The following is a 23,826-nucleotide window of genomic DNA, read 5'->3' on the forward strand; positions in this document are numbered from 1 at the left end:
AAATACCTTTATCTGGGTGACCCGAAGCACAGCCTAAAAACTATTCCCTCATCTCCTATTCATGATGTTACTGTGATCTTAATGTCCCACCCCTATTTAGTTAAATCTCTGATTAAAATTCCGTTACGTTATGTTTTGGTTGTTCCCTTTTCAGTGTTAATTTTTAGTTCCGTTGGCTTAGTCAGTTGGCTATCTTTTCAGAATGGACAAAAGGCTGTCTATGATTTAGCAAATCAATTACAACGGGAAATTAGCTCTCGCCTAGAAGATCATCTCAATACTTATTTATCAATTCCAATTTCTATTAACAAACTGAATCAAGAAGCTATTAAATTAGGATTATTAAATCTGAATAATTTTCAAACTACTGGAAAATATTTTTGGCAACAACTGAAAGTTTTTCCTGATGTGGGTTATATTAGTTTTGGCAGTTCCACAGGGGAATTTATTGGTGCAGGTCGATATCCTGAAGGTCATTTAGAAATTAGTGAAGTTTCCCAAAAACGTACTGGAGGCAAGAGTTTTTCCTATAAAACTGATCTTCAAGGAAATTTTATCCAACCACCCTATGATATTGCCGATAGCTATAATTTTAAACCAGAAGCCTGGTATAGTGATCCAGTAAAAGTTGGTCACGCCGTTTGGAGTAAAATTTATAATTGGGAAGGCTATCCCCAATATATTTCTATTTCCTATAGTCAACCCCTCTATACTGAAGATAAAAAATTGATTGGGGTATTAAGTGTTGACCAGCAATTATCTCAAATTAGTGATTTTTTAAAAACTCTAAAAATTAGTTCATCGGGAAAAATTTTTATTTTAGAACGCAATGGTTTATTGGTCGCCAGTTCCAGCAATGCTCCGTCCTATTATTTAGTTAAAGAACAAGCCAAACGCATGAAAGGAACGGAAATCAAAGATGATTTAATTCGTTTAACTAGCAAATACTTAGGGCAATATTTTATTGATTTAGCTAAAATCAAACAGAAACAAAATTTCATTTTTACTCAAGCCGGAGAAAAATATTTTGTTCAAGTTACACCTTGGAGAGATCAGGTGGGTTTAGATTGGTTAATTGTTGTTGTGGTTCCCGAATCAGATTTTATGCAGCAAATTAATCAAAATACACGCACAACTATTTTACTCAGTATTGTTGCTCTCCTGATAGCAACTTTAGTGGGTTTAATAACTTCTCGTTGGATTTTGATTCCTTTGACCCGTTTAAAAGAAGCTGCGATCGCTTTTTCCCAGGGAAATTTTGAACAAAAAATTAACCTAAATCGCTCCGACGAATTAGGAATTTTAGCTGAAACTTTTAATCAAATGGCACAACAATTAAGGGATTATTTTATTACTTTAGAAAAAACTAATCTCGTATTAGAAGAAAGAGTGGAAGAACGTACCTTAGAACTGAAGCAAGCGAAAGAGATAGCGGAGGTTGCCAACCATGCCAAAAGTGAATTTTTAGCACGCATGAGTCATGAATTGCGAACTCCCTTGAATGCTATATTAGGATTTGCGGGAATACTAAATAACCATCATAGCCTCGATTCGGAACAAAAAGAGTATACCCAAATTATTAGTCGAAGTGGAGAACATTTATTATCTTTAATCAATGATGTTCTCGATATGGCTAAAATTGAATCCGGTCATATTTCTCTTGATTTTAGTAGTTTCAACCTCTATCACCTACTGGAATTAATTCGACAAATGTTAAACTTAAGAGCGGAATCTAAGGGCTTAGATTTAATTATTGACCGGGATGATAATGTGCCTCAATATATAGAAACCGATGAAAAAAAATTACGCCAAATCCTGATTAATTTATTGGGCAATGCCATTAAATTCACCGATAATGGTTCAGTTATTTTACGGGTCAAAAGAGGATTAAATGATGATTTAAACTCCTCGGAAGAAGTGATGCTTAAATTTGAAGTCGAAGACACAGGAGTAGGAATTGAAGCAGACCAACTAGAGAGTATTTTTGAAGCATTTATTCAAACCAAAGCCGGACAGAAAGCCGCAGAAGGAACGGGTTTAGGATTATCCATCAGCCGACAATTTATTCAACTTATTGGCGGAGAAATTCAGGTTAAAAGTAGTATTGGTAAAGGAACCATATTTTATTTTCAAATTCCCGTAATCTTAACTGAAGACGTAGAGAGTTATCAATTTAATAGTCTGAATCAACCCATCATTGGAATTGCCAATAATACCCAAATTTATCGGGTTTTAGTTGCCGATGATCGATGGGAAAATCGCCAAGTGCTGCGGGGAATTTTAGAACCCATTGGATTTGAAATTCAAGAGGCAAAAAATGGAGAAGAAGCGATCGCCATTACTTTAAGTTGGTCTCCTCAATTAATCCTCATGGATATGAATATGCCGATCATAAATGGATTTAATGCCACTCAATCCATTAAATCCCAATCTACAGAATCAAACCCAGTAATTATTGCGGTGACAGCGAGTATATTTGACGAAGAAAAAGCCAAAATTTTAGCCATTGGATGTGAAGACTATGTTAGTAAACCTGTGCAGAAATCCCTTTTATTAGAAAAAATTGCTCACCATTTAGGCATAAAATATCAATATCCTGAATATCAAGATCAGAATCTTGTTTCTAAATCCGATCTGACTCTACAACCCTCTGATTTTAGTCCAATCCCTTTAGATTTAATTGCACAACTGCATCAAGCCACAATTCAACTCGATGATCAATTAATTTTTGAAATATTAGAAAAAATTCCCACCGATCAGAGTCATTTAGTCCATACCATCACCCATTTAGCACATAATTTTCGGTATGATGTGATTTCAGATACGATAACGGTCTTTTTGTCTCAATCTGCTTCTGTTTGATCGGTTATTCAAAGCCCAAAAATAAAACCCGAGATTAATAGATAATCCCAGGCTCTATTTTATATTCAGTACCCCCAAGGGAATTCGAATCCCTGTCGCCTCCGTGAAAGGGAGGTGTCCTAGGCCTCTAGACGATGGGGGCTTAGGGTGTTTTGCGGTTAACTTTTTCTCGGTTGAGTTTTGGTTACTCGCCTTTCACCTTTATTAATGTAGCCTATATTTTTATCGGTGTCAACCCTTTGAGCAAAATTTGTTTGATCTTTTTTAAATTGGGCTAAAATCCTTCTCACAGAAGGCTTTTAGCACTTTAATACAATTAGCGATCGCCCCCAAATGCGCCACTTCATAGCCATGGGTGTTTTGAGTCGGGAAACCCAAGCAAGCCGCCCGGGCAACATGGCCAAATTTCATGGCAATAGAAGCATCACTTCCAAAGCCACTAAGGATCGTCAATTGTAACGGCACTCCGGCGGTGGTCGCCGCCTGTCGTAATTGACGATTCAAACCCTCGTCATAAACACCATAGTTATCCTGGGACAGCAACACCGGTTTTTCATCCCCTTCAATGGGATATTCCGGTGCCAGGGGGCAAATTTCCAAGGCAATTAACGCCTCTAAGGTTTGTCTTTGGGTAAAATATAAGGCCCCAATAGCTCCCACTTCCTCCTTGGCTGAAGCCACTAAATACACATCAATGGGGGGATGTTTAACGGTTTCTGCTAAGGCTAATAAAATCGCCAGAGACGCTTTATTATCGAGGGTATAACTGGCAATATAATCTTTAATTCGGATGGGTTTTTTGCGATGTTTTCCCACAACTACCCGGGTTCCTGGGCGAATTCCTGCGGTTGCTAATTCTGCCGTTGTACATTTGGTTTCAATCCAAGTATCTTCCCATTTCAAGGCTTTTTCTTCCTGGTAAACTTTTTGAGGAGATTCATGGGAAATATGACGAGAACCAAAGCTAAGAATCCCGCTAATAGTTTGATAATCTCCTAATAAATCTACCACTCCTTCCCCATAAACCCAAGGAAATGATCCGCCTAATTTTCTAACGGAAACCCGTCCTTTTTCTCCAATGGTTTTGACAATCATGCCAATTTCATCTTTATGGGCGGTAATGGCGATCGCTCTTTCTGAAGTTTTACCAGGAATTTTGGCAATAATATTATCTGCTTGATCTCGCCAAACCTCTACCCCCAGTTGAGAAAATCGTTCTAATAACCATTGATTAATTTCCGATTCTACCCCACTCGGAGAATGTTGCAAAACTAAGTCTTCAATGGTTTCAAATAAAACCTGATAATCCATTTCATTTGTCCTCAATTCCATCATCCCATCAAAAATTATCAGTAGTAGGTTTTAATAATAATGCCACAATTAAAGCGGGGGTTCCACCAATTAATCCAATCATTAACCATCGGGGATAACTGCGTCCTTTTTTTTGGGCGACAAAGGCTGCAATCGTGCCAATAATACCATGAAGAATTGCCAAAGTTAAAATTACAGAAGGGTCAGTCAAGGAATCAAACATTTTAGGTTAAAATTAATGTGTTTTTTGGGGGCATAGGAAATGGGCAATGAAGAAGATAGGGATTTAAGGCTAATTCAACCACAAAGATACAAAGACACAAATAAACCAACTCCTACGGTTTGATTTTAATTAATCATTTGCCTATTTTTAACCAGGCAAAAACCTGTTCGGCGGTTAGTTTCTAAATTAATATTTTCCAAGATTTGTAATTGACAAGAACCTCTAAACACATTAGGCTCTTGTTGAGGAGCAAAAATCAGAATAGAATAATCATCAGGATCAATCATCCATCCCAATTGGCAGCCATGTCTGATGCAGTGTAGAAGGTTATCGATCACACGATTTGCTTTTTGATCCGGGGAAAGAATTGCAATTGACCAATCAGGTATAATTAGTGTATTGTCACTTAGTTCCCCCTGCTGATCTAATTGAATTTTTTGCCAACGCAGGACGGCGATATCAGGAATAATTGAACGACCCCCAAAGGTACAACGCAACTCGGGAAAAGCATAGGCGATTTCCTCTGTTTCTGTGACTTCATTGATGGCATTAATTAACTTTCCTTGAAGTCGAGAATGGCGGGGCTTTGGCATGGGTTTCTGAATGATTTCACCGTCAATATATTCGCCAGCAGGTTTAGTTTCTGCTAACTTCAGAAATTCCTCCAATCTTAAAAATTTGGCTTTGGCAACGGTCATGGCTTTGTTGCTCCGAAATCCTTGTATTTTAGTTTAGCAATATTCTGGATCAGGAGCAACTTTCCTATTTTATATTTGTTGCTGACACGATTAATTTTTATGCCAAATTCGATTCCACCAGGAATCCGAACTGGATTCTATCCAATTAATCCGGCGACGAATATCCTCAATTTTCCAGCCCGTTAATGTGGCTAAGTTTTGGGCTTCGAGTTGCTGTCTTTGGCGAACAGATTGCCGATATTGTTGGGCCTGTGAACACTGCATGGATTCACGATAGGGATGGTTAATAATATATCGACCTTGAAAGTTGGCTTGATTTGCTGTTTCTTGAAAGTTTAAATCTTCGGGAAAGGTATTGCGGGCGTAGCGAATATGTAAGCGAGTAATAAAGGTGGAATTTCCCGTCGGGGAATCTAACCAAAATACCCCCGCCTGTTTTAATTCTTCAGTTGTTAAAGGATCGGCAGAACAGGGATCACATCCTGCCATATTCCAAGCATATTCTAAAAAGGCAACTTTTTTCTGTTCCCGTTCATAAATTGTATTGAATAGGGATTTATAAAAACCCGGAAACACTTCTTTGACAAATTCAGGAATATCTTGATCGGAAGGAATTTTAACGGTGCGATAATTGGTTAATTCGACTTGACCTTTGGGAGAGAGTAAATAAACAATTAAATCCTGTTCTCCCTTGCCATTAATCATTCCTAAACGAATCGGTAACATAAACCGAGGGGATTCGTAGGCAATCATTAAAGGTCGTAGGGTTTGGAACCCACTTTGATCAAATTTTTCTAAATTCACTTTAGCAACAAAAAACTTTAATCCCTGTTGAATATAGGGTTTTAATAGGGCACTTGCACCTGGGGGAATTTGATAACCATTTTGAATTAACCAGGTTTCTAAACCATCGGATTCCTTCGCACTCAGAATCAAAATATCGTATTCTCCCACGCTGAAACGGGCTTCAATAGTTACTCCTAAACCCGACCGAGCTTCCTGTTGTTTGTCCATTTGTAAGGTTACATTTCCCCCTCTGGTTGCTGGTAATGGGGCTTGGGGATAGGAATTACAGGGATCGGGATCGAAATATTCCACCAGTCGGGGTGCACTAAACGCATCTAATTGTTGGATAACTTTCGGTTCTCCAATCTTAACTTGTTCGGGTTTTAAAACCACGGGAACCGGAACTACTAAGGCAAAATCTTTTACTGCTCCTTGATAATCATTTGCCATGGTTAAAATTGTCCGATTTTTGTCTCTAGCAATCACAACTTGTGAGGCTTGATTATATAAGGTAGCATCAGCTTTTGCTACATAAAACCCACAAAAGGCTAAGGCAGGGGCAGCAAAACTAATACCAGCAAAAACAACAATTAAAAAGAGAATTAACCGATTTAAAACTTTCATGATTAACTCCTGTGAAAATAAGGTCTAAAAAGAGGCAGATAAAGGCAAATATTTCAGGGGTTTGGTAGACCAAGAAAATCGATGATTTTGAAATATTTGGTCTAAAATTAGGGTCAAGGGAGAGAGGGCAAATAAAGCCCAAAATAAAGCGGTTGAGATAAAAAATTGATGTTGTAAAATAAAAGTTATTCCAGCGATTAAGACCGCCCAAATAATCCGGCCCAAAGTGGCATTGGGAATTGAACGCGGATCGGTAATCATGAAGAACGCAAACAATAATAAACTCCCATTCATCAGTTGATGGGCATAAACATCCCAACCCCAACCTAGACTAAAATTTCGTCCGGCTTCTAATGCCATATAGGTGATTAAAAAGGCGGCGGAAGTATCCCAGCGACCCACTTTTTTAAGAATAATTCCTGCGGTTCCTAAAAATAGTAATAAATACCAAGAATCCGTTCCCCATTGTCCGGGGGAAACCCAAGCATCGGCGCTGAGAGTTAGGGCAATAATAATCCCAAAGTTAGCGGGATTAAAAAAATGTTTTCCCTGGGATTGAAAGATGAATTTACTGGTGATCGCACAACATCCGGCCAGAACTAAGGTTGTCCAATGATTGGCTCTAAGTAATAAACATAACCCCAATGTGGTAATTAAAGCACTCCGCCAAGATACCAAAAATTCAGGGGATAAAAGGGTAATCTTTTTGTTAATATAGAACGAGTAAATCGAGGAACACAACCATTGAGTAAATAAACAACTTAACCCAATGATCAGTATAAAATCTGGTCGTAATGTCCAGTCTCTCGTTCCAATTCCTAGGAGCAAAAACATCGATAGAAATAGGATTTGAGCGTTACGAGCATCTTTAAACATGATATTCACCTGAAATTAAGATTAAAGTAAAAGCAGTTGAATCCACTCATCCAATCGTTGACGATTGTCTTCTGTTAATTGTTGCCCTAATTTAGCAATTTCGCTCAAATTGGCTTCCGAGCAATCATCCATTTTTAAGGTTTTACGACTTTCCAAAACCGTATTAATTCGCAAATAGTTTTCAGGATGTTCTGTGGTATCAAAGATTTGTTGCATTTGATAGTCCACTGTTTCCGCACCCCCGGTCATAATAATATCAAATAAAGGCTCAAGCCATTGTAATTTTCCCCAATCTTTTGCTTCTTCATAGGGATATTTCTTTTTAACCACTCCTGTACCTAAAGATAAAACCACCATTTCTTTAGCAGTTGGGCCTTTTTCATAGCGATTATCGAGATTAAAGTCACGATTAAATTTATGTCGAGCTTCTGCATAGGCACAAAGAGTAGGATTATTAGCAAAAACTCCTCCATCAATACAGGTATAAACATCCTGATTCATCGCCTTAATTTGAGCCACTTCAAAGAAGGTAGGGGCGGCGGAAGTGGCTCGTAAAACATCTTTAATAAAATAATCATCTTTGGGGTTTGAAAAAGCATCATGTTGGGTAAAAAATTGACTTTTTCGCTTTTCTATTTCATAGCTAGTAATTAAGCAAGGTTTCAGGAGTTCGCTCAATTTAAGGTCTTTAAAAAAATCACCCATGATCTGATCAAACTTGTGATAGGAGTATTTTTCATCAAATAATTCTCCCAAGACTGGCAAGGAATTTTTAGAAATAGGCTCAAAGATTTGACTTGATTCATATCGAAAAAAATTATAAACCTGTTGAGCAGAACATCTGGGTCGCAGAGGATTTTCAGGATCGGGGCAAAGGTAAAGAGCCGTTAAAATTCCTCCGACGCTAGTTCCAGCAATTAAGTCAAAATAATCCGCTATTCTCGCATCGGAGTTTCCTGTAAAATCCTGTAATTTCTGTTCGACATACTTTAAAACTTCGGCGGAAATTATTCCCCGCAGTCCACCGCCATCTAAAGAAAGAATTCGAGTAAATTGTGCCATATTTTAAGATTTTCTCCTGTTTAAAAATCATGAATGAATTTATAATATAGCAGTCGTGCGACTCACGGTTAGGACACAGACAAATGCAGTAAAAAGTCTTTTCCCCCTGTTCCCTGTTCCCTACTATATCTTCCATTTTTCAGATAAGTGATCTCTAATATCAAAAAAATCCGTCCAATTAATATAGGGTTTTTGGTATTCATCTAAATATTTTGCCAAGCGATCGCGCGCAAAAACAATCGGCGCGGCTAAGGCCATATTTAAGTCCGTAATCGAATCTCCAATGGCAATTTTTTCGAGGTTTGGATAGCGTTCCATTACTTTGACTTTAGCGACTAATTCCGTATCGGCTTCAAACTCGGAATGAACCTTAAAATACTCCTCTGAGGTGTCTAAATCAACGGCATACATCCCATCAATTTTTTGACTTAAATCTCCTAAAACCGTTTCAACCATCACCCTAACCCCTCCTGAAACTAGGATAAAAGGCACTTTTTGAGTATTAAGAAAATCCAGAAATTCCACAAATCCGGGTCGTATTTTCTTTGTCCTAGAAAATTCTATAATTTCAGGATAACAACGGGATGGGATTGATTCTAACATGGTTCTGACTCCTTCTCGTAAGGTCATTTCCTGGCGATATAATAAGGGCATAATTTCCGCCGCTTTGTCTGGAGTAAATTCTTTTAACATTGCCACAAAGGTTTCTTCTGCGGTAATTGTTCCATCGAAGTCACAAAAAATAATTGGGTTCATAATTAGTTTGGGTAGGTTATAGTAGAGAAAATTTGTCAGTTTTTTGTTAGCCCACTAGATGCGCTAAAGCGCAACAACGAGCGCAACAACGAGCGCAACAACGAGCGCAATAATGGATTAATTAGGATGCTGTCGCCACCATTCCCGAACCATTTTTATTTCTTCATAATTATAGTTTTCTCCCAAACATTCATAAATTGTTTTTAAGCTGGTATCTCCGACTTTTTCCATAGCCTGAATAATCAATTTTTGCCGTTCAGGTTCAACAAATTGATCGATATTAATATTCTGATTAGCGGCAATTAATTGGGTTAAATGATCGGCGATGGTACTGGTTTTTAATCCTCGTTCATTGGCGATCGCATTCAAACTCAGACCGTCTTGATATAAAGATAAAGTCATAATTAAACTATCGGATAAATCCTCCAGGGTGAGACGTTTAGATTCCGATTTTTTAGAGGAAGCATTGGGCGGTTTTTGTCCATGACAATAGGTAAAAATAGCTTCCGTAAATTGTTGACCATACCGTTCTAATTTATAACTCCCGACTCCAGAAACTTGACTTAATTCCTCTAAAGTTTGGGGGCGTTGTTGTGCCATTAATTTTAACGTAGAATCGGAAAAAACCATATAGGGAGGGATAGATTGTTCATCGGCTAATTTCTTCCGTAGTTGGCGCAACTGTTCAAATAGCATTTCTACTTCTATGGCTAAAGAACGAGTTGATTTTTCAACATTTTGTTCTTTAATTACCGTAATTTCAACGGTTCTTTCCCGTTTCATTACTTCCCAACTGCGGGAATTTAACTTTAAAATCGCATAACCATCGGTGGTTTGCTCTAATAGTCCTTGACGTAAAAGCGATCGCCCTAAATTCTTCCATTCTTCCGCCGTTTTATCCTTTCCAATACCATAGGTAGACAGTTGATCATGGCGTCGCTCCAGAATTTTTTGACTTTTCGATCCTCTTAATACATCAATAATATAATTCATGCCAAATCTTTCATGACATCGGGCAATACAGGATAAAAATTTCATCGCTTCAATTGTCCAATCTTCCACCGGATTTTGGGTGCGACAATTATCACATTTGGCACAATTTTCCGAGAAAAATTCCCCAAAATAACTTAATTGAACCGTGCGCCGACATTCCGATGCTTCGGCATAATCTAACATTTGTCGTAACTGTTGACGGGCGATCCGTTGTTCATCGGGATCGGGTTTTTGTTCAATCAAATATTCAATAGTTTTTAGATCACCATAACTAAAAAATAACGTACATCTAGCGGATTCTCCATCCCGTCCCGCCCGACCCGATTCTTGATAATAACTTTCTAAGGTTCGAGGTAAACTATAATGAATCACAAAGCGAACATCGGGCTTATTAATTCCCATGCCAAAAGCAACAGTAGCCACCATAATTTGCACATCATCTCGAATAAACCGAGTCTGATTTTCTGACCGGATTTGATCTTCAAGTCCAGCATGATAGGGGAGGGCGGAAATCCCATGATTTTGTAACCGAAATGCCAAATCTTCTACGTTTTTTCGACTTAAACAATAGATAATTCCTGACCCGCCCACCTCCTGAATAATTTTTAATAGCTGGGTAAAGGTTTGTTTTTTCTTGGGAATTACTTCATAATATAAATTAGGACGATTAAAACTAGCAACATGAATATAGGGATTTTTTAACTCTAACTGTTGAATAATATCCTGTCTCACCCGTTGAGTCGCAGTCGCAGTTAAGGCTAAAACCGGAATTTTAGGATAGCGAATTCGCAATTGTTTGAGTTGACGATATTCGGGCCGAAAATCATGCCCCCATTCCGATACACAATGGGCTTCATCAATGGCAAAAGCAGAGATTCCCAACTGTTCTTCTAGGGTGTCTAAAAAAAATAAAAATCGTTCGGATAATAAACGTTCTGGGGCCACATAAAGTAGTTTAATCTCTCCTTTTAAAATTGCCGATTCCCTTGATTTTACTTCCGCAGCCGTTAAGGTACTATTGAGAAAGGTAGCACCAACCCCATTATCTTGTAATGCCTCTACTTGATCTTGCATTAAAGCAATTAAGGGCGAGACGACAATCATTAATCCAGGTTTCAATAAAGCCGGAAGTTGAAAACACAGAGACTTTCCCCCTCCGGTGGGCATAATAATTAATAAATCTCGCTTTTGTAGCGCCTGTTCAATAATTTCGCGCTGTCCGGGTCGAAAGGAATCATAGCCAAAGAAATGTTTAAGGGACTGTTCTAGGGATTGGGGTTGGGCGAAGGGAGTAGAAATTAGCCCTGACATTGCTCGTAATTTAGATAAAACGTCTTTTTTATTTTATGATTAAAATTGGGTAAATGACTGCGAAATCTCGATAAAATTTTGTCATTGATAACCCAGACTAGACACTGAATGCCTCAAAGATGTTAAATTTTAATACAACGTTGTAAATTTTAGAGGAGATTTATGCCGAAAGCGATTTGGAATGGTGCAGTTTTGGCAGAAACTGACCAATGCGTTGTTGTTGAGGGCAATCAATATTTTCCCCCGGACTCCATCAAAGGTGAATATTTCAAAGAAAGTAACACTCATACAACCTGTGGTTGGAAAGGAGTTGCTAGTTATTATGATATCGTCGTTGATGGTCAAGTGAATAAGGATGCCGCTTGGTATTATCCTGAAACGAAATCTGCTGCCAAAAATATTGAAGGTTATATTGGATTTTGGAAAGGAGTTAAAGTTGAGGTTTAAGCGGTTTCATGTTTCTGGATGAACGTGAATTAACATAACTTGTAGGGGCGAGGTCATCTCGCCCTTATGCTCGAATAAGTACAATTAAACTATTATCAATTAATCCTAATTTACTGTGCAACCTTCTCCCCCAGAGTCTTTTAATTCTCAACGACTTCCGAATCAACGGTGGTATATTTTTCCCCAACAACCCGACCTGGCACAACAATTGGCAGATGAGACGGGAATTATACCTTTAGTCACTCAAGTTTTAATTAATCGCGGCATTGAAACCCCCGAACAGGCGGAGGCTTTTTTAACCCCTGAATCTCAAGTTTTACCCTCTCCCCTAGAAGAATTTAAGGATTTAGAAAAAAGTGTAGAATTATTAGAAAATGCGATTAATCAGGGGGATAAAATTGCAATTTGTGGGGATTATGATGCCGATGGGATGACCAGTACGGCTTTATTAATGCGATCGCTTTCTACCTTGGGAGCTAATGTTAATTATGCTATTCCTAGCCGCATGACCGAAGGCTATGGAATTAACACCCGAATTGTAGAAGAATTCCATCAGGAAGACGTTAAAATTATCCTGACCGTTGATAATGGAATTTCCGCCTATCAACCCATTGCTAGGGCTAAGGAATTAGGGTTAATTGTAATTATTACCGATCACCATGATTTACCCGAAAAACTACCCCCTGCGGACGCAATTCTTAATCCAAAACTATTACCTTTATTATCCCCCTATCGAGGATTAGCCGGGGTGGGAGTTGCCTATGTTTTAGCCATTTGTTTAGCTCAAAAACTCGGTAAAATGCAAGGATTAGTCAATCCTTTGTTAGAATTATTTACATTAGGAACGATTGCCGATTTAGCCCCCTTGGTGGGAGTTAACCGCCGTTGGTTAAAACGCGGGTTAAAGTTAATTCCCTATTCTCAAATCACCGGAATTCAAGCCCTAATTCAAGTCGCCGGAGTCTCCACTGGATATCAAGCAAAATCGGAAGAACAGCCCGAAAATTCTCTCCCATCTAACAATAATAAAACCCTAAAACCCGATGATATTGGCTTTCGTTTGGGGCCAAGAATTAACGCCATTGGACGGTTAGCTGACCCTCAAATTGTGATAGAATTATTAACCACAGAAAATATGGGAATTGCCTTAGAACGGGCAATGCAATGTGAACAAATCAATCAACAAAGACAACTCCTATGTGAAGAAATTCAACAGGAAGCCATCGCTTGGATAGAATCACAAAATATTGACTTAAAACAAGAACGGGTGTTAGTAGTTGTACAACCAGAATGGCATCATGGCGTGATTGGAATTGTCGCTTCTCGGTTAGTAGAAAGATACGGAGTTCCCGTATTTATTGGAACCTATGAACACTCAGAAAATGAAACAGAATCCCCTAAAATAGTTCGAGGTTCAGCCCGGGGAATTTTAGAATTTGATATCTTTAAAGCCTTAGAATATTGTCAAGATTTACTAGGTAAATTCGGAGGACATAAAGCCGCTGGAGGGTTTTCTTTCCCCGCAGAAAACCTAGATCAAATTAAAACCCGTTTAAGTGAATTTGCCCATCAATGTTTAGAATTAGAACATCTAAAACCCTTAATTAAAATTGATACTCAAGCTAATTTAAGTGAAATTAATTTTAATCTCTATGATCAAATTAATCAACTCCATCCCTGCGGCATAGAAAATAATGCCCCCACCTTTTGGACTCCTAACGTGCGAATTGTGCAACAAAAACTGGTAGGAAAAGGACATATTAAACTTACCTTAACCCAAGATAAATTTTCCCATACTCAACTTACCGCCTTACCCACAATTAATGCCATGGCTTGGCGTTGGGCCGACTATTTTCCCCTTCCCCACTGTTTAGATATCGCCTATCAATTAAAAGAAAATAACTGGAATGGTCAAACCAATATTGAGTTAGAATTAGTCGGGGCAAGATTACCCGAATCTCCAGAAATCCAACATTCTCTAGTTAATAAAAGTGCGGAATTTAACTATCACGAGAAACACTATACTTGTAGTTTATCTTCCGTTGGGGAAACCCAAGAATTAAAAATCCGTAATCAGAAAGGCGAAGTATTAGCGATAAAAAAAGGTCAACGCTTTGGACTGTTAGGGACAAGTCGTCAGGATGCTAAAACCGTTGATGTATCTCAACCTGGGTTTTACAATTTAATTCAGGCGGCAGTTAAAGCGTTAGGGTAAGCTTATAATCTTAGTGATAGGTAGTAACTGTTCTAAAATCTAACAATGTATCTGGTATTTAATCAATGGCTAACAATAATCAACACTCAACATAAGAACAACTTTTAGTTCAAAATCATGCCCATTACTCCAGATAGCACAAAAATTTTAGCAGGCGATGAATCTGGAAAACTTCATTTCCTAACCTTAGAAGATAGAGAATAAAGCTGTTTTATCTTCAACTTTAGAAATGCGATCGCAATCAGTTAATATTAATCATAGAATAATTATTAATATTACTCCCTATGAAGTTGATATTACCTTAATTGAAGCTCAGGAAGTCGTGGAATATTGGGAAAAGTGGAAAGTAATAGTCGGTCAGTTTTGGTCACAACAACGAAATATTGCTTAGTGATATTGTTGATAATATCCCAATATCTCGTAGGGGTGAGGCGCGCCTCGCCCCTACAGTGTTATAGAAGCAGAAGCATTAAATATATGTAATCATTTTTAAGTTATTATTAATAATCTTTTGTGATAAAATAAACTTGGCTATTAATGAATTAATATTATGGCAAACCTACCACCGGAAATTAAAGAACTTGTCAATCAACTGAAACAAAAATCACTAGATATTATTGATCAGGTTACAACAACGGAATCAGCCTTATTTGAGCGATTAGGTGAAACAGAGGAAACGTTACTTTTTTTTGCTGAATTAACAACAGTGTTAGAGGATGCTGAAGCAACTTATATGCAGCTAACTCGATTAGGATTAAATATTGCTCGTTCTCAACCCGAAGCCTCATCAGATATGCTAGAGTTGATGAATAGAGCTATTATCCGCACTCAAGCTAGAATTCCCGCCTGGGAACGCAGTTTAGAAGAAGTAAAATTAGAATGGAATTTACCATGAACCAACAATCTCCTATTCCTGATCCTGTAACAGTGCAAAGACTTTTAGCAAATTTACGCCGGACTCATTTAGAAATGGAACAGTTTAATTTAGAGTTAGAAGAAATTAATGCGAAATTAGAGGAAGTTAACCGAAACAAACGGTTGTCCAGGTTAAATAATCTATTAAATAATTATTAATAAGGAAGCAATAATAGTACAAATTATTAACAAAAAATCTCCACCATAACGGCGGAGATTTTTTGTTAATCAAAACAAAGATCTAAGCTTCGCTTTCAATGTGGATGAATAATAAACCCATTACCACAACTGGCATTAACCAGCAAACCACGGGAATTAAAATCCAAGGTAAAAAAGAAGCTGCGTATGCTCCGGTCATATCAAATTCTCCTATTGAATGTTAGAAAGTTTTGATGTTTGGTAAAAAGCTCAATTAGCTATTAACCAAGCCTCGGAAAATCGAATCGACTATGCCGAAGTTTTCCAGCAAGAAAAAGGCAACAAAAGCGCCACCCATTCCACCGATGAAGAAACCGCCAGCAAACTGACTCCAACCTTCAGAGGTTTGCAGAGAATCCCCCGCATCTGAACTGCTTTTTTGGAAAGTAACTAATCCGTAAGCAGATAAACAAATCGTGGCAATCAGAACTAAGGTAATGCCTGAAATTAAGCCACCTAAATTAGCCGCGCTGGGATGATCGCGTAATGGCCCCAGTAAAATCCAAGGCCCGATCAAAAAGTAACCATGGGCCATCCCGACTTCTAAGCCCCGGAGTAAAGGAGATAAACCTTTACGGTAGGCGGGCAAATTCCCGATAAATGCACGGGTAAAATCGGAATCGCTGATGGGCGTGGACAGATGGCCTACAAAGGGATCGCCATTATAGGGTTTAATCAATTCTGCCATGGGGTTTCTTTCTCCTCTAATTATTGAAGAACTTGTAGCAGTTATTAAGCTCATATTTTACGCAGGGATAGGCAATCTCGTTACAAAAATGAGCATAAGCTTCAAAAAAGTTCACATCTCGATGTCGGGGGGGTATATCTGATGTCAAGGCTAGGATTAACAAAACAGGTTAAGATTTAACCAATTATTGAGGAATTCGGATCATGAATAACCGACTAAAATCTCTTAGCTATGCCTTGTTTGGGGCGATCGCATCCACGATGTTTGCCACCGCTATCAAAGCTGAACCCATGTTTAAGGACTATCCCACCACCTATCAACCCTTTGCGGAAGAATTTATGCGGGCGGCTTCAAGAACCTCTGGGGATGTGTTTAAAAACAAATCCTTACTGGGTCAAACGTCTACCTATTTAGGAATCAGTTTTCCCTGGCCCAACGGCATCAATGGTTTTCCCGAAACCTTAATGACCAATGATGCCCGGCTGGTGAATCAATTGTATCGGGATGGGATGCTGCGCCAAACCAGTAGCGACCCGATTATTCGTACAGCCGATTTAATTAATCCCTACAATACCTCTATTCTGAACCAACCCTCCTATCGGGATCTTGACCTTCAGAGCGCGCCAGGATTGCCTGTACAACGTCGCTAAAGCCATTAACAGGTCTGTTTCCATAAAAAAACTGCCGATCTTTCAAGATCAGCAGTTCATTGGATAAGCTCCTTTTTTTTGTAGAATCCCAAGTCTATAGACTCAAAAATACTTTTTTTGCTCCCATGTCGGGGATCAAATTTTGGGGTTAATTAATTTTAGCCGGGGTGAGATGAAGTCCCAGAATCACTAAATCCCGTTCAATTCCATCTAAATCAGCTACTCTGGGCAAATAACCCCATTGTTCAAAATCTAAGCGTTTGAATAATTCTAAACTAGGTTGATTGTGAGCAAAAATTAACGCTAGTAAGGCTTTTAATCCCAAACTAGGACTGTGGTACACCGCTTGGGTTAATAGTCTTTTTCCGATTCCCTGACCTTGATATTCAGGATGAACATAAATACTCACTTCTGCTGTACCGTTATAGGCCGGACGGTTATAAAAGATTTGGAAACTCAACCATCCTAGAATTTTTCCATCTAACTCAATCACCCAAACTGGACGGGTTTGAGCTTGATGTTCGTGATACCAAGGAATTCGACTTTCCACCGATATCATTTCCAGGTCTGCTGTCGCCATCCGTCCTGGAATTGCGGCATTATAAATATCAACTATCGCGGGTAAGTCCGTTTCAACTGCATCCCGAATCTTCATTATTTCTAAAAACTTTTTGGGTTTTGGGTAATAGTCATTGATTTTTTAAGTGTTATAATAATATCAATAATCACGGGAAATAGGCAATAGGTAATGGACAATGGGCTGTAGGCAATAGTGATTGATTGTCTAAGTGTTCTCATCCGATCAATAGTCATTATCGTTTCTGATTGTTGCTCGTTTATTAAAAATTCTATATTTTCCCCATCGCCAGATTGTCTATCTCCTATCCATACAAAAAAAACAAAATGTCTACATTTTTTGTTAATGATGGTGGTAGTGCAGTCATCAATATTGGGGGATTTAACCCGCCTAGTCAAGAGTTGGTAACCCAAGGGATTGTTGTTCCTCCAATTATTAGTAACCCAGTGTTTGGGGGGGCTTATTTTGACTCAACAAAACTGAGCAATTCCCTTTCAGTGCCACAAGTCTTATTAGGGACATCGGGCAATGATATTTTAACCGGAATAGAGGGAAATGATACATTCCAAGGGTTAAAAGGCAATGATCTGCTTCAGGGTCAAGGGGGGGATGATATCCTCTTTGGCGGACAAGGTAATGATACCCTATTCGGAGGAGAAGGAAATGATCTATTAAGTGGTGACCAGGGACAGGATTTACTCACCGGAAATTACGGGAATGATATTTTTGTTCTTCCCGTTAGTGTCGCCGTTGATAATATGAATACGGTTGATATAATTACGGATTTTATTGTCGGTGAGGATAAAATTGGTTTAACTGAAGGTTTGAATCAAAACAATATTCTGCTCACGTCTACCGTCATCAGTGGAAGTCCAGGGACTTTAATTTCTGTGATCAATTCTAATCAATTTGTGGGATTTGTGGCAAATGTCAGCCCCGGAGGTTTGATTAATCAATTTATTACCATTAATTGATTAATCAAACCATTAAGCGACAGTATAAATTATTATAAAAATCTGAAATTTATACTATTGATCATCAGGAATATTGACAGTCTTGAATATTTAAACTAGCTTTAAGTAGGATTTAACATTTTTTACAAAAAAGGAACAACAAATGGCTACTTTCCAAGGAACAGATTTAGGTGATGTTCTTCAAATCGGTGCTTTTCCACTGATTACCATTACCAAAGATGGTCTACCTCTGATTCCTCTGATTGCGATTCAAGAATCTGATTTAGCCGGAAATGATACTATTCTTTTATTGAATGGGCCTGATAAAGCTGATGGTGGAGCCGGAAATGATACCATTGATGCCGGAGGCGGAGACGATAATCCCATTAATGGCGGAGATGGTAATGATAGTATTACCCTGGGCGATGGCAATGATTATGGGATTGGCGGTCTAGGAGATGATATTATCCTCGGTGGAAAGGGGAATGACATCGGTGATGGTGGCAAAGGAAACGATACTTTCGATTTGGGAGAGGGAGATGACAACGCCATTGGTGGAGATGGAAATGATACTTTCTTTGGCGGTTTAGGAATAAATAATGTCGATGGGGGCGATGGAATTGACTACCTTTCCTATGAAAAGGTTACCCCAACTTCTCCGGCTGGAGCTAGTCGAATTACGGCTAATTTAACCACAAAGGGAGAAGTTTTAAATAATGCCTTTGTTGCCATTGCCACGGATAATATTACGGGGCCGATTGAAAATATTATTGGCGCTCCGGGTATCCCCAATGATCTGACTGGAGCCGGGGGCGATAATATTTTAATTGGGGGTGCGGCGAGTGATAATCTGGCTGGAGCCGGAGGGAAAGATACCCTTAAAGGGGGTTTGGGCGATGATTTCTACACCGTACTTACTGCCGGTAATGGTACCGAAATTCAAGATACTGGAGGAGCAGCAGACAGTCTTTTTATTCCAGGTATAACGCTATTACTATCTGGCCCTAGCACAACGGGTTATGGTTTAGAAAGACAAGGAAAAAATCTAGCTATTGACTTAAATATTGATGGCAAAATTGACCTAACTCAAGATTTGTTGATTGTTGATTTTTATGCCGATACCACAGCAAAAACCGCAGGCATAGGGTTAATTGAAAATGTGGTGAATCTTAAAGGGCAAGATATTATTGACTCTAATATTCCCAACACCGCACCTCCTCCAGTCTCTAATGTTACCTGGACAACGCCCACCGCCTCCGTGAGTGATCCTGGGCCAAATGTTCCGGCACCTGGTGGTGGGAATACCACGTTTGTTGACCAAGGAATTACATCCTATCTGTTTACCAACGGCCCCGATAATGCCTTTGTCCCAGCAACAGCAGCAAACCTGTATATTCAAGCCTTAAACGGGAATGATGCCATTATTGGAACCGCATCGGCTGATAATATTAATGGCAATTTAGGGGGTGATAATATTTTAGCTGGTGGGGGGAATGATGGCGATCGCACCCTAACAATTCCAGCCAATACCATTCGCACAGCTATTCGAGGCGGTAAAGGGTCAGATAACCTCGATGGTCAAGAAGGAGATGACCTACTCAATGGCAACCTGGACAATGACACCGTATTGGGAGGTGTGGGAAATGATATTATCCGGGGTGGTAAAGGTGCAGACGTCTTAGATGGCGGTGCAGGTACAGATTACTTGATTGGAGATGCGGATCAGGATAAACTCACGGGGGGAGCCGACGCCGATATCTTTGTTCTACCAGGAGCGTCCGTCGCCGCAACCAGCTTAAATCAAGCCGACCTAATCACTGATTTTCTCGCCGGAACCGATAAAATTATGTTACCTTCGGGGATAACTTTTGCCCAACTAACATTAACACCTGTCACCGTACAAGTTGATGGTAGTACAGCATTAGTATCCACATCAATTCAATCGGGAACAACTTTTTATGCGTTAGTACAAGGGATAACCCCGGTTCAACTCACCGCAGCTAACTTCATTGCAGATGATCCGAATATTACTATTTTAGGATAGATATAGGTCAGAAACCGGGTTTCTCAACTCATTTTTCTGTTATTAATAAAAGTAATAGCAGAAACCCGGTTTCTTGAATTTGCTATAGGTGAGGGTATCGTAGCGCACACACCACTTAATTTACTGCTATAATCAAATCAGCATCGTCATCTATCCCCCGACTTAACCATGAGTCAATGCCTTAACCCAGATTGCCTCCAATCCAACTCTAAAACAACCTTTAGAACAATTAGGCAAACATCAACAAATTCCTGAATTATTCGCCCATTTTATCCAAGATCATCGTCAATATTTAGTTCAAGAATATATTGAAGGACAAAATTTAGCTCAAGAATTAGCTGAAACTGGGGAATTTTCAGAAACTAAAATCATTAACCTTTTAGGAGATTTATTGCCTGTTTTAGCGTTTATTCATCAAAAACCAGTAATTCATCGAGATATTAAACCAGAAAATATTATTAGAAGAAAGAGCGATAATAAATTATTTTTAGTGGATTTTGGAGCAGCTAAAGCAGCCACTATAACGGCGTTAGCGGTGACAGGAACAGTGATTGGTTCTGCCCAATATACTGCACCCGAACAAGCGATGGGAAAACCGACTTTTGCGAGTGATTTATATAGTTTAGGGGTAACTTGTATTCATTTATTTACTAATATTGAACCCTTTGATTTATTTGATGTCAGTGAAAGTGATTGGGTGTGGCGAGATTATTTAACAGTTAAAGTCAATAATACTTTGGGTCAAGTCTTAGATAAACTCTTACAGCAGGGAACAAGAAAACGCTTTCAAACTGCTCAAGAAGTATTAGAGGCTTTACAATTAAGCGCAAAACCGATATCACCACCAACACCACAATTTACACCGCAACCGACAGCAAAACCGACATCGCAACCAACACCCGAACCCAATATAGAATTAAAGTCAGCTAAAGGTGTGAGTTATCATCAATTAGAACAACTTTTGAAAGCCGGAAGCTGGAAAGAAGCTGACGAAGAAACGGCTAAAAAAATGTGTGAAGTCGCAGGGAGAACAAAGGAAGGATGGTTAAGGGAAGAAGATATTGATAAATTTCCCTGTGAGGATTTACGCACTATTGACCAACTTTGGGTAAAATATAGCAATGGACGCTTCGGCTTTTCGGTACAGAAGCGCATCTATAAAAGTCTGGGAGGAACCCGGAGTTATGATGGTCAAGTCTGGTCAGCGTTTGGTGATCAGGTGAGTTGGCGTGTAGGAGGTAGCTGGTTGTATTACAAAGATCTAAAATTCAATCAGACAGCACCAGTGGGCCACCTCCTAATAATGGGTAGGTGTGGGGAGTCTGTGGGGGTGGGGGTCTTGGGTGGTGGGGTGTTCAGTCTGGGATTTTGGTGGGGGTCTCTCTTCTCTCGCGTCGATACTTGTAGACTGTAACATATAAGGCTTATAGATTTTCGTAAAGATTGATGACATCGACTGAATGTAGGGGCGGGTTCGCCGGGATTTTTGTTAATAATAATTAACCTAAATAAACCCGCCCAACCCCGTAATAGGAATCAATATAAACCCCGTTTTATTAACGTTAAATCTGGGTGGGTTGGGGCGGGTTTAGAAAGATTATTTGTGGGATTTGTCAGATTTTGTCGAATTAATCTTTAAATTTTAGGAGAGATTACTCAATGAAACGTTATGCAATTGTCATTGAAAAAGCTGAAGGTAACTATTGTGCTTATGTTCCAGATTTGCCGGGATGTGTTGCGACGGGTTACACAATAGAAGAAGTTGAGAAAGAAATTAAAGAAGCAATTATTTTTCATCTGGAAGGATTAGAAATCGAAGGTTTACCCATCCCTGAACCTACGTCAATATCGGAATATGTTGAAGTTTAATTTAAAAAGAATGTAGGGGCGGGTTCCCGATGTTCGATCATGATGTAGATTTAAGATGTGATCGCAAATGCTAGAATTACTATAAGCTTTTGGATTCTAATGGGGTGAGGGTCAGAAACCTAGTTTCTAGCAGGTGTGATTAAGGTAGCCAATCTTCGTCTAAAATTTGTTCTAAGGTATAAGGACATTGTTGGGGAAAATTATTGAGTGTTGTTTTCGCTTTAACGAATTTCAGAGCATCGGCATAAATTGATAATAATTCCTGGGATAAATATTGTTTTAAATTCGTTGTTAAACGGCGTTTGATTTGGGTTCTAAATCCAATAATTTCTGCTTGCCAATGGTGAGAATTATATTGAAATTCTTTTTCCCAATATTGATATAATAATAAATGTCTGATAATTTGTTCTAACAAACTTTCAACTTTCCGTTTTTGTTCGTTTCCCAATTCTTCTAATTCCTCAATTAAATGGTCATAATCAATCTGGTTAAGATGACGGTTTTTTAAAAGTTTGATAGTTTCTTCTAACCACAATAAATAATCTTTTTCATAAATTTCTGATAATTGTTCTGCTGCTATTTTCATATTGTTTTTTGTCCTTAACAATTAATAATTGAAAGACCGAGCGTGCAACTTTCCATCCCATTCGTAATTCGTAATTCCCTATCACCCTTTATACAAAAGCATCACATCTTCTAAGGACATTCGGGACTGCGCCCCTAATGTTAAGGGTGAAATATGACCTCGAATCAGATGGTCTGAGGCGGCACAAGCAATCATGGCGGCGTTATCGGTACAATATTTTAATGGGGGAAATAATACCCGCAAATCGTGAATTTTAGCCGCCTCTTGGAGATGGTTTCTTAACCCACTATTTGCCGCCACACCGCCCCCAATAGCAATTGTATCTAATCCAAAATCTAAGGCACAAGCGATCGCCCTTTTAGTTAAACTTTTAGCCACGGTATCTTGAAAGCTCGCCGCAATATCGGCAACGGGTAAGGGGGTATTTTCTTTTTTTTCTAAGGTTTGAACTAACCTTAATACCGCCGTTTTTAACCCGCTAAAACTGGAGTGATAGGGATGATAACCGCCATTGGGGAGGGAAATCTTACCTTCGGGTAAGGCAAAGGCTTTGGGGTTGCCTTGGCTGGCTAATTGGTCAATAATTGGCCCCCCAGGATATCCCAAGTTTAATAACCGGGCTACTTTATCAAAGGCTTCCCCTGCGGCATCATCCATCGTATGTCCCAAGATTTGATAGACCCCGCAATCTTTGACATGAATTAAACTGGTATGACCCCCCGATACCAACAGACATAAAAACGGTGGCTGAAGACTGGTTTCGGTTAAATAGCTGGCATAGATATGACCTTCGAGGTGATGAATCCCTAAAAAGGGTTTATCATGCACTAAGGCTAAGGTTTTAGCGGTGGTAATGCCCGTTATTAACGCCCCTACCAGTCCCGGCGCACAGGTAGCCGCTACACCATCAATGGCAGACCAGTCTAAACCTGCGATTTCTAAAGCTTGGTCAAGGACAGGATTAACCATTTCTAAATGATGGCGGGAGGCAACCTCGGGGACAACCCCGCCATATTGTTGATGAATGGCGATTTGAGAGGCCACAACATTGCTTAAAACTTTACGATTCTTTACAATTGCGACCCCGGTTTCGTCACAACTTGTTTCAATTGCTAAAACTGTTGCCATTGACTGATAAATTTTATGAAATGATTGGAGCTAACTTTGAGTAGCTTTATCATG

Annotated in this window: 24 protein-coding genes and 1 tRNA gene; 11 read left to right on the forward strand and 14 right to left on the reverse strand. The window is 39.1% G+C overall.

Annotation, left to right across the window (positions count from 1 at the left end):
- Positions 1-81 precede the first annotated feature (81 nt).
- Positions 82-2,862, forward strand: a complete 2,781-nt coding sequence (locus AC2D3N_RS11705; RefSeq protein WP_484693661.1) for a hybrid sensor histidine kinase/response regulator — start codon at positions 82-84, stop codon at positions 2,860-2,862.
- Positions 2,863-2,931: 69 nt separating this feature from the next.
- Here the strand turns inward: AC2D3N_RS11705 and AC2D3N_RS11710 are convergent.
- From AC2D3N_RS11710 to recQ, 9 genes are all read right to left on the reverse strand, one after another.
- Positions 2,932-3,004 (reverse strand) — tRNA-Glu (locus AC2D3N_RS11710).
- 122 nt (positions 3,005-3,126) lie between these two features.
- Entirely contained in the window at positions 3,127-4,173 is a 1,047-nt protein-coding gene (locus AC2D3N_RS11715) for a M42 family metallopeptidase (protein WP_079677755.1), read from the reverse strand.
- 28 nt (positions 4,174-4,201) lie between these two features.
- Complete coding sequence (locus AC2D3N_RS11720; protein ID WP_079677756.1) at positions 4,202-4,396, reverse strand: hypothetical protein; 195 nt, start codon at positions 4,394-4,396, stop codon at positions 4,202-4,204.
- Between the two features lie 125 nt (positions 4,397-4,521).
- Positions 4,522-5,094 carry a Uma2 family endonuclease gene (locus AC2D3N_RS11725; RefSeq protein ID WP_484693662.1) on the reverse strand — a complete coding sequence of 191 codons (573 nt, stop codon included), beginning with the start codon at positions 5,092-5,094 and terminating at the stop codon, positions 4,522-4,524.
- A 90-nt stretch (positions 5,095-5,184) separates the two neighbouring features.
- Positions 5,185-6,504: a DUF2330 domain-containing protein gene (locus tag AC2D3N_RS11730; RefSeq protein ID WP_079677758.1), complete on the reverse strand. Its 1,320-nt coding sequence runs from the start codon at positions 6,502-6,504 to the stop codon at positions 5,185-5,187.
- Between the two features lie 24 nt (positions 6,505-6,528).
- Positions 6,529-7,380 carry an RnfABCDGE type electron transport complex subunit D gene (locus AC2D3N_RS11735; RefSeq protein ID WP_339394353.1) on the reverse strand — a complete coding sequence of 284 codons (852 nt, stop codon included), beginning with the start codon at positions 7,378-7,380 and terminating at the stop codon, positions 6,529-6,531.
- Between the two features lie 21 nt (positions 7,381-7,401).
- Positions 7,402-8,442, reverse strand: a complete 1,041-nt coding sequence (locus AC2D3N_RS11740; protein ID WP_079677759.1) for a patatin-like phospholipase family protein — start codon at positions 8,440-8,442, stop codon at positions 7,402-7,404.
- Positions 8,443-8,565: 123 nt separating this feature from the next.
- Positions 8,566-9,198: an HAD-IB family phosphatase gene (locus tag AC2D3N_RS11745; RefSeq protein WP_484693663.1), complete on the reverse strand. Its 633-nt coding sequence runs from the start codon at positions 9,196-9,198 to the stop codon at positions 8,566-8,568.
- Positions 9,199-9,315: 117 nt separating this feature from the next.
- Positions 9,316-11,502 carry a DNA helicase RecQ gene (gene recQ / locus AC2D3N_RS11750; protein ID WP_484693664.1) on the reverse strand — a complete coding sequence of 729 codons (2,187 nt, stop codon included), beginning with the start codon at positions 11,500-11,502 and terminating at the stop codon, positions 9,316-9,318.
- Between the two features lie 162 nt (positions 11,503-11,664).
- Here recQ and AC2D3N_RS11755 point away from each other — a divergent pair, with 162 nt between their 5' ends.
- The 5 genes from AC2D3N_RS11755 to AC2D3N_RS11775 all read left to right on the forward strand — a co-directional run bounded on the left by AC2D3N_RS11755 (position 11,665) and on the right by AC2D3N_RS11775 (position 15,238).
- The gene (locus AC2D3N_RS11755; RefSeq protein ID WP_079677762.1) at positions 11,665-11,949 is read left to right on the forward strand and encodes a DUF427 domain-containing protein; all 285 of its coding nucleotides are present in this window, start codon (positions 11,665-11,667) and stop codon (positions 11,947-11,949) included.
- A 115-nt stretch (positions 11,950-12,064) separates the two neighbouring features.
- Positions 12,065-14,164, forward strand: a complete 2,100-nt coding sequence (locus AC2D3N_RS11760) for a single-stranded-DNA-specific exonuclease RecJ (protein WP_484693665.1) — start codon at positions 12,065-12,067, stop codon at positions 14,162-14,164.
- Positions 14,165-14,393: 229 nt separating this feature from the next.
- The gene (locus tag AC2D3N_RS11765; protein ID WP_484693666.1) at positions 14,394-14,555 is read left to right on the forward strand and encodes a hypothetical protein; all 162 of its coding nucleotides are present in this window, start codon (positions 14,394-14,396) and stop codon (positions 14,553-14,555) included.
- A 159-nt stretch (positions 14,556-14,714) separates the two neighbouring features.
- Complete coding sequence (locus AC2D3N_RS11770; protein WP_083620370.1) at positions 14,715-15,059, forward strand: hypothetical protein; 345 nt, start codon at positions 14,715-14,717, stop codon at positions 15,057-15,059.
- Positions 15,056-15,238, forward strand: coding sequence for a hypothetical protein (locus AC2D3N_RS11775; protein ID WP_484693667.1), 183 nt, complete (start codon positions 15,056-15,058; stop codon positions 15,236-15,238). Before AC2D3N_RS11770 ends, AC2D3N_RS11775 begins: the two co-directional genes overlap by 4 nt.
- Before the next feature lie 82 nt (positions 15,239-15,320).
- Here the strand turns inward: AC2D3N_RS11775 and AC2D3N_RS11780 are convergent, their stop codons facing one another.
- On the reverse strand, positions 15,321-15,437 hold the full coding sequence (locus AC2D3N_RS11780) for a photosystem I reaction center subunit VIII (protein ID WP_079677766.1): 117 nt from the start codon (positions 15,435-15,437) through the stop codon (positions 15,321-15,323).
- Positions 15,438-15,491: 54 nt separating this feature from the next.
- On the reverse strand, positions 15,492-15,965 hold the full coding sequence (locus AC2D3N_RS11785) for a photosystem I reaction center protein subunit XI (RefSeq protein ID WP_484693668.1): 474 nt from the start codon (positions 15,963-15,965) through the stop codon (positions 15,492-15,494).
- Between the two features lie 203 nt (positions 15,966-16,168).
- Here AC2D3N_RS11785 and AC2D3N_RS11790 point away from each other — a divergent pair, with 203 nt between their 5' ends.
- Complete coding sequence (locus tag AC2D3N_RS11790) at positions 16,169-16,615, forward strand: hypothetical protein (protein WP_484693669.1); 447 nt, start codon at positions 16,169-16,171, stop codon at positions 16,613-16,615.
- Between the two features lie 148 nt (positions 16,616-16,763).
- Here AC2D3N_RS11790 and AC2D3N_RS11795 read toward each other — a convergent pair whose 3' ends face one another.
- Complete coding sequence (locus AC2D3N_RS11795; RefSeq protein ID WP_079677769.1) at positions 16,764-17,270, reverse strand: GNAT family N-acetyltransferase; 507 nt, start codon at positions 17,268-17,270, stop codon at positions 16,764-16,766.
- A 248-nt stretch (positions 17,271-17,518) separates the two neighbouring features.
- On the opposite strand from AC2D3N_RS11795, the gene AC2D3N_RS11800 reads away from it, so the two are divergent.
- The 4 genes from AC2D3N_RS11800 (at position 17,519) to AC2D3N_RS11815 (ending at position 22,058) form a co-directional block, all read left to right on the forward strand.
- The gene (locus AC2D3N_RS11800; protein ID WP_484693670.1) at positions 17,519-18,166 is read left to right on the forward strand and encodes a calcium-binding protein; all 648 of its coding nucleotides are present in this window, start codon (positions 17,519-17,521) and stop codon (positions 18,164-18,166) included.
- A 142-nt stretch (positions 18,167-18,308) separates the two neighbouring features.
- Positions 18,309-20,189 (forward strand): calcium-binding protein, encoded by a 1,881-nt coding sequence (locus AC2D3N_RS11805; RefSeq protein WP_484693671.1) that lies wholly within the window; start codon positions 18,309-18,311, stop codon positions 20,187-20,189.
- A 190-nt stretch (positions 20,190-20,379) separates the two neighbouring features.
- Entirely contained in the window at positions 20,380-21,603 is a 1,224-nt protein-coding gene (locus tag AC2D3N_RS11810) for a GUN4 domain-containing protein (RefSeq protein WP_484693755.1), read from the forward strand.
- 245 nt (positions 21,604-21,848) lie between these two features.
- A complete protein-coding gene (locus AC2D3N_RS11815) occupies positions 21,849-22,058 on the forward strand; it encodes a type II toxin-antitoxin system HicB family antitoxin (RefSeq protein ID WP_484693672.1) in 210 nt (69 codons plus the stop codon).
- Positions 22,059-22,197: 139 nt separating this feature from the next.
- Here AC2D3N_RS11815 and AC2D3N_RS11820 read toward each other — a convergent pair whose 3' ends face one another.
- Positions 22,198-22,644, reverse strand: a complete 447-nt coding sequence (locus AC2D3N_RS11820) for a DUF29 domain-containing protein (protein WP_484693673.1) — start codon at positions 22,642-22,644, stop codon at positions 22,198-22,200.
- Between the two features lie 81 nt (positions 22,645-22,725).
- The gene (gene tsaD / locus AC2D3N_RS11825; RefSeq protein ID WP_484693674.1) at positions 22,726-23,772 is read right to left on the reverse strand and encodes a tRNA (adenosine(37)-N6)-threonylcarbamoyltransferase complex transferase subunit TsaD; all 1,047 of its coding nucleotides are present in this window, start codon (positions 23,770-23,772) and stop codon (positions 22,726-22,728) included.
- Positions 23,773-23,826 lie beyond the last annotated feature (54 nt).

It is taken from the genome of Planktothrix sp. PLAVEN19ND (assembly GCF_057220675.1).